The sequence below is a fragment of the Skermanella sp. genome (assembly GCF_059503625.1).
In genome coordinates this window covers 1-11,587 of sequence record NZ_JCACHA010000703.1, presented here as the reverse complement: position 1 = coordinate 11,587, position 11,587 = coordinate 1, and the positions used below count along the sequence as shown (strand labels likewise).

At 62.4% G+C, this 11,587-nt stretch carries 9 protein-coding genes; 4 read left to right on the top strand and 5 right to left on the bottom strand.

Going from position 1 to position 11,587, the window contains the following annotated elements:
- Positions 1–1,304 precede the first annotated feature (1,304 nt).
- Entirely contained in the window at positions 1,305–1,649 is a 345-nt protein-coding gene (locus tag AC5JJ6_RS23405; RefSeq protein WP_496044362.1) for a hypothetical protein, read from the top strand.
- A gap of 111 nt (positions 1,650–1,760) precedes the next feature.
- Here AC5JJ6_RS23405 and AC5JJ6_RS23400 read toward each other — a convergent pair whose 3' ends face one another.
- Complete coding sequence (locus AC5JJ6_RS23400) at positions 1,761–3,437, bottom strand: ATP-binding protein (protein ID WP_496044361.1); 1,677 nt, start codon at positions 3,435–3,437, stop codon at positions 1,761–1,763.
- A gap of 934 nt (positions 3,438–4,371) precedes the next feature.
- Between AC5JJ6_RS23400 and AC5JJ6_RS23395 the strand changes: the two genes are divergently transcribed.
- Both AC5JJ6_RS23395 and AC5JJ6_RS23390 read left to right on the top strand, forming a co-directional pair.
- Positions 4,372–4,917 (top strand): DUF2934 domain-containing protein, encoded by a 546-nt coding sequence (locus tag AC5JJ6_RS23395; protein ID WP_496044360.1) that lies wholly within the window; start codon positions 4,372–4,374, stop codon positions 4,915–4,917.
- Between the two features lie 56 nt (positions 4,918–4,973).
- The gene (locus AC5JJ6_RS23390; protein WP_496044359.1) at positions 4,974–5,201 is read left to right on the top strand and encodes a hypothetical protein; all 228 of its coding nucleotides are present in this window, start codon (positions 4,974–4,976) and stop codon (positions 5,199–5,201) included.
- Between the two features lie 112 nt (positions 5,202–5,313).
- On the opposite strand, the gene AC5JJ6_RS23385 is transcribed toward AC5JJ6_RS23390, so the two are convergent.
- From AC5JJ6_RS23385 to AC5JJ6_RS23370, 4 genes are all read right to left on the bottom strand, one after another.
- The gene (locus AC5JJ6_RS23385; protein ID WP_496044358.1) at positions 5,314–6,786 is read right to left on the bottom strand and encodes a hypothetical protein; all 1,473 of its coding nucleotides are present in this window, start codon (positions 6,784–6,786) and stop codon (positions 5,314–5,316) included.
- Positions 6,787–8,235: 1,449 nt separating this feature from the next.
- Positions 8,236–8,691 (bottom strand): hypothetical protein, encoded by a 456-nt coding sequence (locus AC5JJ6_RS23380; RefSeq protein WP_496044357.1) that lies wholly within the window; start codon positions 8,689–8,691, stop codon positions 8,236–8,238.
- Between the two features lie 1,205 nt (positions 8,692–9,896).
- A complete protein-coding gene (locus AC5JJ6_RS23375) occupies positions 9,897–10,364 on the bottom strand; it encodes a hypothetical protein (RefSeq protein WP_496044356.1) in 468 nt (155 codons plus the stop codon).
- Positions 10,361–10,687, bottom strand: a complete 327-nt coding sequence (locus AC5JJ6_RS23370) for a hypothetical protein (RefSeq protein ID WP_496044355.1) — start codon at positions 10,685–10,687, stop codon at positions 10,361–10,363. The genes AC5JJ6_RS23375 and AC5JJ6_RS23370 overlap by 4 nt, the downstream gene beginning before the upstream one ends.
- Before the next feature lie 271 nt (positions 10,688–10,958).
- On the opposite strand from AC5JJ6_RS23370, the gene AC5JJ6_RS23365 reads away from it, so the two are divergent.
- Positions 10,959–11,147: a hypothetical protein gene (locus AC5JJ6_RS23365; RefSeq protein ID WP_496044354.1), complete on the top strand. Its 189-nt coding sequence runs from the start codon at positions 10,959–10,961 to the stop codon at positions 11,145–11,147.
- The last annotated feature ends 440 nt before the right edge of the window (positions 11,148–11,587 follow it).

Genomic DNA, 11,587 nt, shown 5'->3' with positions numbered 1-11,587 from the left:
CATGCTGCGAAGGCTATGCCGAAGAACAATATGATCCCGGACGGACACTAAGGGCAGCGAGCAGTGCCGCCGCGAGGATGCGAGTATGCATGCATGTTTCTGCCGGTGGTCTGCCTGACGCGGACGAAGGAGAAAACGCTATTCAAAGTGGATCGCTCCGACCGGCGAGAAAACCCTCCCCGTTTTCGCCCGAGCCAAGGCTACCGACTGCGGGCTGAAGCAAGACATTTCGCGGAGTTCGAAACAGGGGTGTCTCGGCTCGGGATCACGGTGCAGACATTCACCGTAACGGCACCGCATCCGTATCCTTCGTCCTGCGATGATCTGGTCAGGAGTGGCAATCATGACCGCACTGGACCGATTACTCGTTGGGGCCGCTGTAGTTCTCCTGGCTATCGCTTTGGCCTTGGTGCTGGACCACACCATGCCAGCAATGTCGCTCTGAGGCCGGTACGGCTGTCCGCGCGATCCTGTTTCCAATCATCTCTCCAGCCACGCTCTTTACCAATCCGGCAACCATTAGGTGAGGTGGCAGAGTGGATGCGTGTGTCGGAAGGTGTCGATCGGGCGAGGGACCGTATTGGCCGGGGCCGGTTGGCCCCCTCCCGCCTATGCGGCATCTTGGCGTCACCTAGCGGCCGCGGCTGAGTCGCTGGTGTAGCCTCCTGCGGTTTGGTGCGAACTGGCGTCAGGCTCATGGTCTGCCGCGCTCGGGCCTCGGCAGGCGGTCTCGGCGCGACCTGACAGTGCGCAGGCTGGGACGTGGCGGCGCACAGTCTCCGCTGACAGGGCCGGCTTTGCTGGCTGGAACGCCATAAAACGGTACGGTCGGACCCGCATATCCGGCGCTGTGCGAACATCAAAGGCTAAAGAAGAAAAGCTGGTACAGCGATCACGAGGGGCAACTCCATTGGTAGTTGCGCGATGCGGTAAGAGGAGCCAGTAACCCCCGGATACCTCATGAACAAGTCGCAGACTGATCCACTGTTTGGGAGCCCTGCGCCGCGGCGGTACTTTGTTAAAGCGCAGCGCGAAGCCCGTCCGCCGACGCCCTGGGTTTGGCTAATCTACGAGGAGGGTCAAGCAGAGCCCTGCCGACGTTCTAATCGCCATTATAGCTCTGCGGAAGATGCTTGGGCGGATGGACGCGCGCTGCTCGGCCGACTTGGGGGACCCTGCCAGGGTCGTAACAGGTTCTTGCCGAAATAATTTCGTTCGTGTTGCGAAGTTGATTCGGCTATTTCTCCGTGACGACGGCGGTGACACCCTGAGTTAGGGCGATCAGCTTCAGCCCGGAGGGTCTGTTGACCGCCGATCCTAACCCGGACTGGCGCAGGCCAATCTGCCGCGGGAACGCGGTTTTCATGCTGCGGTTCGTGCGGCTCTGCGAGGAACCCTTCGGCCGGCAAACCCTTTTTTCGAGGATGCCAGGATACATCATCAAGCCGCACCATGGCGAGCAACCGATCGAAGAACACTGCAACTGTAAGCATATCAGCTTCGAGGCTGCTCGGGCTGAGACCCTTGCCGCCGCGCGTAGCCTTCTCGGTGCTAAGCTATGGGTGAGCAGGATGCTGAACGGGGAGCGGCTGGAGTTGTGGGACGATGCAGGGCGGATGCTAGGGACAATCTGGGTTGCTGAGGAGTGACCAAAAGGCAGGCGTCGGGACACCATCCAGGCATCGGTGACCGGCAACACCGATAATGACGTACCGCCAATCCTCAAAGAGCTACTAATCACTGAACTGACCAACATTCGGCTAGGGATGAGGCTGGTAAAGGTCAGGTCGCGAGCGGTCGGTAGCTGGCCCATGCGCCTCCCCAAGCTTCTCGCGCGGCTCAAAATCGGGGCCTCGACTGCCGCGGCCGTTCAGGGCAGCGCGCACGCGACCGGCAAGGTCGGTCTGGCTGTATGGCTTGCTAAGCACGTTGGCCCCCTGTGTCGGCCTTTGCTGCACCACAAGGTCGTCGCTGTAGCCGGTCGCAAGCAGAATGCAGAGGTCCGGGCACAGCGCTCGCGCATGCTCGGTCAGCACAAGGCCATTCATGCCGCCCGGCATGGAAATGTCGGTGAACAGCAGGTCCACCTGCTCGCTTGCTCGCCCTAGTACCTTCAACGCCTCCTCTCCGCTCCGCGCCGACAGTACCCGGTAGCCAAGGGTTGTCAGTTGATGCACTGCGAGTTCAAGCACGCCCGCGTCATCGTCAACGGCAAGGATTGTGGCGGTGCCGTCCGCACTACGGTCAGGTAATGCTTCATTGTCATTGAAGGGCTGCGGCGTGCCCGCCGTGTCATCCAGCGCCAGGGGAAAGAGCATGCGCACACTGGCTCCACGGCCGGGCATGCTGGTGATGTCCAGCCGCCCGCGCGACTGGCGAACGAAGCCATGAACGGTTGCGAGGCCAAGGCCGCGCTTGCCAGTCTTGGTGGTGAAGAACGGCTCGGTGGAGCGCGCCAGAATCTCTGGCGGCATTCCTGGCCCTTCATCCTCGACGCTTAGCAGTACATACCGGCCCGGCTTCAGCCCGTCTCTCCCGGCAAGGACGGTTGCTTCGTCCAGCATCACCGTCCCGGTGCGTATGGTCACGCGACCGCCACCCGGCATGGCGTCACGCGCGTTGGCCAGCAGGTTCAGCAAAGCCACCTTCACCTGGGCTGGATCAACGGCACATAGTGCGAGACGTGGGTCGAGGTCGTAGCGTAGCTCCAGGCCGTCGCCGAGGGTGCGCGACAGTACGTCACCGATCTCCGACAGCACGGTGTTGAGGATGACCGGACGCGCTTCGAGCCGCGTTCTTCGGGCAAAGGTCAGCAGTTGTTGGGTGAGCGTCGCCGCATGCCGGGCTGCCTGCCGCGCGCGCTCCAGCGGCCTCAACGCCTCAGGTTCATTCGGCAGGCGTGTCTCAGCGCGCTTGAGATTGCCAAGCACGACCTGAAGGGTGTTGTTGAAGTCGTGGGCCAGCCCGGCCGCCAACTGTGCGATCGCCTCCATCTTCTGCGCCTGCCGCAGCGCATCCTCCACGTCATGGCGCGGCGTTGCATCGAACTGCGACGCGAAGAAATGAAGGAGTTCGCCATCCGGACCAAAGACCGGGCCGATAAACAGGGCGTTCCAGAAGGGTGTGCCGTTCCGCTTGTAGTTCAGTATCTCGACAGCAATCGGGCTCTGCTCAGCCAGGGCGGTTCGGATTTGGCTCACTGTGTCCCGGCTGGTGAGCGCACCCTGAAGGAAACGGCAGTTGCGTCCTAGAATGTCTTCGCGCGTATAGCCCGTGAGGTCGCTAAACGCGGCATTGGCGAATACGACCGGATTGTGTGGCAAGCGTGGGTTGGTCATGACCATGGGCATGCGTGTCATTTCGATCGCAGCAAAGAACACGCTGCCGCGGTCGCCCAGGCCAGGGTGAGCAACCGTAGCCTCTTGCCAACTGCTCAATCCTGGGCCGCCTACCGGGCCACCAGAAGCGACTTCGTACTTGCCGGCTGCTGGCACGCCGTGACTACTCCCAGCCGGCGGCACCTCGCTCGATGGCTGCCTTGAAACCCCGCCTTGCTCCCTATTCACCATTCCAACCCAGTTCCGCGTCCAGATGCCCGGTGCTCGGGACCGCTGGAGAACGCCGGGAAGTAACGATGGCTGCACCGAGATGATCGTCGGTTCGTCATACCTTCCTGTTCCGGCCGAGCAGGGACAGAGGATGAGCAGCGAGGGGGGCGGGTATCCCTAACAGCCACCCGCCGCATCGGAGAGGCGAGGCGGCCGGCGCAATCCCGATGAACCTACGCTGCTTTCCCCAGTCGCGGACGCGGCTTGGGAGGTGGAAAGCGCGGCGACTGGCCAGAGATGCTGAGCACCCAGCCATAAGGCGAGTACTTTACGAAGGCGAGGCTATCGGCATCGCACGCCCAACTCTCATAGACAGCGACCAGATGACCTTCCCGGTCGTATTCCTCATGCTCCCATCGCCTCGGGGCCAGCCGCCCTCCGACTCCAAATGGCAAAGCGGATCGCCGCAGGGTGTGATCCGCGGGTACGCCGAAGCACCTCTCAAAATCGAAAGCTTCCTCGCTCAGCACCGCTTCTTACTCCATCTGGCGGCGACGTTTTTGGCCGTCGCGGATTGCTCCGCGGGCAGGCACCTCAACGATATGGGTGGCGCGAGCGGCAATGGCCAACTCGCACAGGAAAGTGTCTCAAGAGTGAACCGTCGGAAGTAGGCGTTGCTGCCTGCCGAGCGATGGCCTGCCGCTCCTGCCATACTCCGCCACGGAAGCGTGATTGGTCGAAAAGGGGCTGAGAGGGATGCAGACATCCCATTCTCGACAGCTTGACGTTAAGGTTAGGTTACACGCAACTCGGAGGTCTGGCCTTGTCCTCACCCCCGCTCCTGCCCGCGACGCCTCCCAGCCTTGTCTGGTGGGAAATCGGGCGCCCTTCGCCAGGAGAGACCCCCGACTGGATCACCTGGGTGGCCCCCTTGGGTGGCCGTGGTGCTGCCCTCTACCGCACCTTGGTTGTCGCTGACGGTTCGCTAGCCCTTACCGTCGAGTTCCATCCGCGCTGCGGCTCTGGCCGCCAGATCATCTACCGAGGTCGGTGTGGCTTGCCGCAGGTCCCCGAGCCGGCCGCCGAGCGCATCTCTGCTCTGCTGAGGGCAGCCGACGGAGCGGTCAGCAAGGCTATGCAGGCAGGCAGCAGCGATGACGATATGGCGGCGGAGCATGGGAGGGGATCGTCGTACCTGCCCGCCACTCCCCAGGGCACACAACAAGGCTCCCCGCCGGCCAGGGAGCATGATCCTGAGCACTTCCTGCGGGAACGTGCCTACTTCCTGTGGGAGCGGGAGGGGTGCCCGGAGGGACGTGCCCTGGAGTTTTGGGAACGGGCCTACCGAGAAGAGGCGAGGGCGGCCTGATGGCAGCAAAGCCCTACGGCTAGGTCTGATCGGGGACGCTGAGGAGCATTCATGCCTTGAAGGCCAGGGAGCTTTACCGCAGCACGAATGGCCACCGCTGGTCGCTCATCCGTCACTCCGGTTCGGAACGCGTGTTCGTCAGGCACGAGCCCAACCTGCCGTCCGGTGGGAGAAGCAGCGATATCACCATAGGCGACTTCCGTGCCCGGGGCGGGCATGGCCCCGAGCATCAGGAATTGCTGCGGCTGATCGGGACCCTGGTGGATGGAGAGGAGCCTGCCTAATTTTCGGGGCCGCTCGCCAGGAGCACCCACTAAGGTCAGCGACAAATACTCCTGCTCATCCCCACTATGGACCAACCTTCGCATCAGCAGCCACGTTGAATGATGATAGCCGTTATTGCCGCGCCTCAGGCCCATCCGATTTCCTTGGGCGACCACGGCTGCGCAGCGTCCCCTCGGCAGCTTTCGCGGCCCGATCCTTTTCGCGCTGGCGCTGCTTCCGCAGCCGATCGGCCGCGCGGCGCTCCTCCTCCTGCTGCTCGAACGAGATATCCGTTACAGCGGCCTTGGTGCCCGGCTTTGGTCCCGGCTTCGGACGCTGCACATTGAGGATGCCGGCCTTCTTCATAGGTTCCAGCGTAACATCAGCAGAGATGCCAGTTTCGCCGAGCATCCGCGCCAACACCTCAGCCCGCCAGAGATCATAGAGGTAGACCGTGTAGGTGCCGTCGAACTCGGCCATACGGATCGCGCCGCGCATCACAAACTGCCAGATGTCCTCCTGCTCACGGGCACGTTCCACCTCGTCCCGCGTCAGCCCGAATGCGCTGAGTAGGATCGCATCCTCGGGACGCGCCTTGCTGCTGTAGATGAAGGCGCACGAGGTCAGGTGCCGATACTGATTCGAGCCCGCGACCTTGGGCCGCACCTGCTCGCCGGGAAGGCGTCCCTCGAAATAGTTGACTACCTCGGCGTTGCCGCTCCAATAGCCGAGATCATGCACACCTTCGAGGTGGCGGCAGACCGCGGCGAGGCAACGCTTACCATCCGGGTGCTTCTTCGAGGATTTGGGGAACCACCATTCGGTCGAGCCGCAGTGGCCGTGCGTGAAGTAGCGGATGCGGACTTTTGACGCCTTGCGGAACGCGGTGGCGCCGAAATCCCGCTGCACGAACTCCACCTCGTCGCCAAACCACTTTCGGGTCGCAAGGCAGGTGATGCTGTGAAAGAACCCGGACGCTGCGATGACCGACGTGGCGAAGGGCGCCAACTCAGCAGGGGTCCACGCTGACCACCAACGCACGGTCCGCCCGCGGTCCCGGGCATCGCGCCAATCCGCCACATCTACGAAGACGCCCTGTGGAGACTTGGACCTCTTGTGGAAGGCTGCCAAATCCTTGACCAGATCGTCCGCCATCACGTCGGCCATGGTTGGGGCATTGCCGGCCAGCGATACGCGATGCCAACCTGCCTCTTCGGACGCCGAGAGTGCGTATGATGCCTCGAAGAACCGCGCTGAGCTTGGGATACGGAACTCACCCGCAACGGCCGCTGAGGGAACCTCGTCGATCCGCATATGCCACTGCCCGCCCTCGATGCAAGTGAAGTCGGTCTGCATCAGAGCCTCGTGCGTGATGACGAGGATGACATGCGGCAGCGATGAGTACTCATCGATGGCATCGGTGATCTCGCGAGTGACACCGAGTGAGCGCCGGTTCTCGGCCCGGCTGTGGATGGGCCGGATCACCGGCTCGGTGCCGGATTTCGCTGCCTCGCGGGAGAGGTCCAGCAGCTTCTCGCCGATCAACTCCATTGTCGGCAGTGCAAACACATAGCGGCCCGGCATGCTGGTCATCTCGACCAGCAACTCAATGGTCTTCCCGCATCCCGGCGGGCCGCCGTATACCTCAACTCGAATCACGTCATCTCTCCAATAGACCCGCTGCAAAAGCACCGCGGGTTTCGATCTGCTGAAATGAATGGACACCGGATAACGCGTCCGGTGCATGTCTCTATAAGAATAGCTCGTGACCTATTTATCCAACCGGTGGCGCAGTGCGCGCCCGCTTCGCGGCCACACCTGCATGATACCTGTTTGGCAGGTGAAAAATCGACCATTTAGATGCAGTAAAGCGAAGCCGCCTGACCGACCGGGCACGCGCCGATGCGCGACGGAGCGAAGCGCAGGCGCGCGGCGAGGCGACGGCCGCAGGTGCCCGTTGGCCGCGAGGTCAGGCTTGGGTCGGGCGCAGGCTGGAGCCGGGCAAAGCCCGGCCACGGCCGAGCGCGGCCCAACCTCCATGTCCATTCCTCGCTCCGGAGCGCTACATCCATGCACCACCTGACCTGGGGCCTGCGGCCCCAACGGAGTAGAAGTTGCGGCCAAGCCATGAGCCGTGAACTGCACGCCACATCCCACTGGTGAACCGCCACATAGCTGAATGGCGGGACGAGGGACGGGTTGGACCTATCGGGGCGGAACCGCGCAGGGCGCGCTTCCACCCGACACGAGCGGACATGACAGGAACGCGGGTGGGGCGTCGCGGGCTCCGCCTCACCCGCGTTCCCCTCATGTCGCTCGCTGCATATCCCGAATTCAGCAAGTTGTGGTGGTGCCATGGGTCTGCATGTAGGCCGCGTACCAAACCAGACGCAGGGCAAGGGAGGGATGCGTCTAAGACAGAGCGGTGAGTTCGCCCGACATGCGGTGGACCGATTAGCCCGGCAGGCTCGCTTCTCCTCGGTAAATCGCGTGACCACGTAGGCCGCGGCGCGGAATGCCTTGGTGCTCCATCTCCTGCGGGCCGATACTCTCGGAGTGTTCTGGGATGAAGCTGCCTTCGTATCCGCGGCTGCCACTGCGCTAGCTGTCGCCTGCTGAGGCGATGTCGTCGGAGTGGTCGATCAAGTCGTCCACCGAAGCCTGAGCCGGCAGGACACCAGCCGGAGACTGAGACGTTGTGCCCAGAGAGAGCGCGCAGTCAGAGCCAAGGCTTGATCATCTCTACACTCCCACCCACTCCGCGCCTGCACAGGCGAGGTCGGTGCCGGCAACGAGGTAGGACACTCATGTGCTCCACCTTGATGGCGTCATGCCGTCATTCCTCGGTGACAAGGCTCCGGTGTCCCGGGTGTTGCTGGAGGAACCGCGCCACAAACTCACCCCCCCGGCTCGTGCTCGCCCCGGGGCATGCCGGTGAGGCCATACGCCGCGCAGGAGGATCGTGCCTTTTACGGCCGCTCGATTAGCCCGGGCTGATGATGTCGCTTGTCCGCGGCGGGTGGTGCTGAGGAATGGCCCATGATGGGCACGATCTCACTGTTTTTCGGAACCTCGATCGGCACTCAAGGATTGCACGGCCAACCGGTCCTGCTTGTTGTCTCGGTGATCGATGACCGCGTTGACGTGGGTTATCAAGTCGGTACCGCCTAGCAGCCGCCCGTCGCGGTGAATGCGATCGAATACTACAGAGCTATAGCTCACCGGAAAGCCGCCTTCGTAACGGAAAGCCTCAGCGCCGCGGGAGCATTCCACCCAGATACGTCGGAGGCGCCAGCGGGTGATGTCCTCCGCCGTGCATGCGAAGCCCATGCTGGTTAGGCTGCCGAAGAACCCTGGCGCTGTTCCAACGTCAATCGACCGATTGCCGACCACTGTCATCGGGATAGGCATGACGAGCGCTCGGTGCTGCCACCATAGCGTTGCTCCACTGCCCGCTGCGGCGGCATCCACTGAGGCGACGAGGATGGCGAGCGCAAGACGAGACATCATTCTCGAACGAGGCCTCCGTCACGCCGCACGCTGGTGGCATGAACCGAAAGAATCTGCTCCCGGCGGCCTGCGTCGTCACCTCTCGGTCGCGTTGCTCACCGCGAAATGTTCGCTATCGTTCACGGACCGCAGATGTGTGACAGGTATCGCGCAAAGTGGACTGCATAGCACCCAAGGGTGACCGCTCCACGCTGATTTGATGCGAGTACAGAATGCATGTGGCAGTCAGGCGAGCTTACGCTGTCCCGGCGGGCTGCGGACCGACTCAGCCTGAATGCGAGGTCGCATGTTGCTGATGTCGAGACTTAGGCAGGCTGCACGGAAAGCGGATTGCCTCTCCTTCGCATACGGTGGAGGCGACGTGTCCGAACTCGCCGCCCTCCTTTGGCAGATCGCCAGACGTGAGCACTGCACGGTGGAGTACACCGTAATCTCGGGACGCCCCGGGATCATCACGGTGCATTTCGTGCGGCATGGTGCCGCAGCCTTGGCAAGCACGGCCCGTTAGATCGCCCGAAGAGACTGAATAACCATGCTGGCGAGCGGCCCTACCGAGTTCCAACAGCGACACGGGCAGCCGGGCTTGGCTGGAGCATGATCCGACCGCAAAGATGGTCGCAGAAACCGCCTTGCATGCAACCGTATCTTGGCGAGAAGCGATCACCTCCCCACTCAACAATCCGTTGTGTTTGCAAACCAAGCCGCTCGGGCGGCGTATCTCTGAGCGTCGTATGGCGCCGTTCAACACCCCCGGGAGAGCAAGCCAGTGCAGGAGCGTTTTGCAGTCATCTACGTCGTCGAGTAGATGGGCTCACCTCGTGAGAGGTACTTCCCAACTCTCGCAGTTGCCCTCAACTTTGCCGGCCGTATCACAACCGACGGCACCACCGCCTACCCTGATGTAGCTACCATCGTCCGCATGACACGGGCGCACGAGCATTGCGCCTGGGAAGAGGACCAGAATTTCGAGGCCATCGAAGTAAGTGGCAGGAAGCATCCTCCGAGGCTTGGCCATAGTGCCTTGCTGGATCAGGCCTGGGGGCACGTATAGCTGAGCAGCGGCCAGAAGGTTCACCCGGACAGGGAAATCCCTCGCGGGAGGTTGGCGACTACGTTCGGCGCTAACGGTGCGGTCTCGTTGATGCCTTCAGGCATAGGGGTGACAATCTGGTCAACGCCGCGACATGGCGATGTCCGCGTGACGGTCACTCCGAGAGTATCGCGCCACCATAGTTGGTCGGCATGCCAAGCGAAGGGTCGCACCTTCCTGGCGAGCGTACCAGTTCCGTGCTGTCAATGTCGTTCTCGGCTGAACGCCCGACCTCAAAACTGAAGCGGCTGTAATAGGTGAGCAGCCGTTTGCGGTCAGCCAATACGATGAGGCGAATTGGCCGTCCTGCACGGTCGGCGTAGCTGCACAGCGCGCGAAGTACTGCGGCGCCTGTTCCTGGCGGCGCACAGGAGCGGCGGCAGAGCCATTCGAGGTCGATGCCGGTCAGGCGATCATGCACCGTCAACTGAACTCCGAGCCGGTCGGCGTAGTCCCGCAGCGCGTCGATTTGAGCCGATGCGCTCTCGACCGCAGCGTAGCTCAGCGCTGGGATGCAGAGAAGATTTCCGCTACTGCACAACAGGCTCAACGGCGGCGTGGTTGCACCCAGCCCAACCATCACGGGCGGTCATCCTGGCTGGGTGCTGTTTGTGGCCGCGGAGGCTGCGCTGGTCTGCATGACACCGAATAGGAAAGCTTGGGCATGCCACTGCACGCAGGTCGGCCTGCCAGCAGAGCGGCTTCCACCATCGCCAGGAGCACGCCGATACAGGTGCTTTCGGCTATTAGTTGCCCACCGGACGCACCGCGGGCGCCGAAGCCGGTTGCGGTGCGGATGATCCAGACATGCCTTTCGGCCAGGGTGAGAATGGCGATCTCCTGACGATTTCGTCCGGCTAGGATATCGGCCTGCGCGCCCGGAACCGCTGCCACGAAGCGCCGCAAGCGGTCGCGTTCAGCGTCCCGAAGTCCTCGTGTGTAAGGGAAGGAAAGGACAGCGCCGCGGCGCAGGGAGCGTTTCCTGAACTGCCTCTCTCAATCATAAGTTGTGTACAGGCGCAGACACAACATTTGGCTTACATGCCCGCAACGGTGATGCAGGAAAAGCACACTGAGCGGAGCTACCGTGGGTTGCGCTGCGGTAGTGTTGGATGGACGATCTCTACCTCTGATAGAAAAATATCCGGAATGCCTCTGTTTTTTGGAAAGTGCCACCATGCAGGTCGCGCCGATTTTCACCGAAGCCGATTACAGGTGGGCTCCGAATGAGATCAGGCGTCTCGTTGCCGCTGAACCTGATCTTGGAACGCCGGATGGAGAGCGGGTGGAAGCCCTGACCTCCGCAGCCGAGGTGTTCGAGGCAGGTCACCACCCTCTGGACCTCACCGATATCGCGGCTCGGTAAGCGGCCGTTGCTCGCATCTCAGTTGCCGAGGAATCTAGCATGCAGTGGAATGGGGCCGGGATGGCGCGGCAGGCGGTTTCAGCCACCCTCAACCCACATGGGCCTGCTGAAAGTGCTCCCCCCGATCTCCTGCATCTAGGCCGGACTGGCGCCGAAGGGGATCAGCCACTCAAAAAGGGGGTGGCCAGCCCTGCCGATGGCGTCCGCGGTCTGTGGGCCGAGGTGAGGCGCCATTGGATCGGCGCTACGCTACCGACTTGATCGTGCATTCCGAGTACCAAAGAGGCGCTGTTCTACAGTACTACCGGCATAAGCATTCGTGTCGGCGATTATGCTCTCTGCCCAACCATATTCTGAGCTTGGGTAGGTGGGGCTTCGGGGTCATATGAACCGCCCCGGTTTCGCCGGAGGCTGGTTGGCTTGAGTCAGGCCGCCAGGGC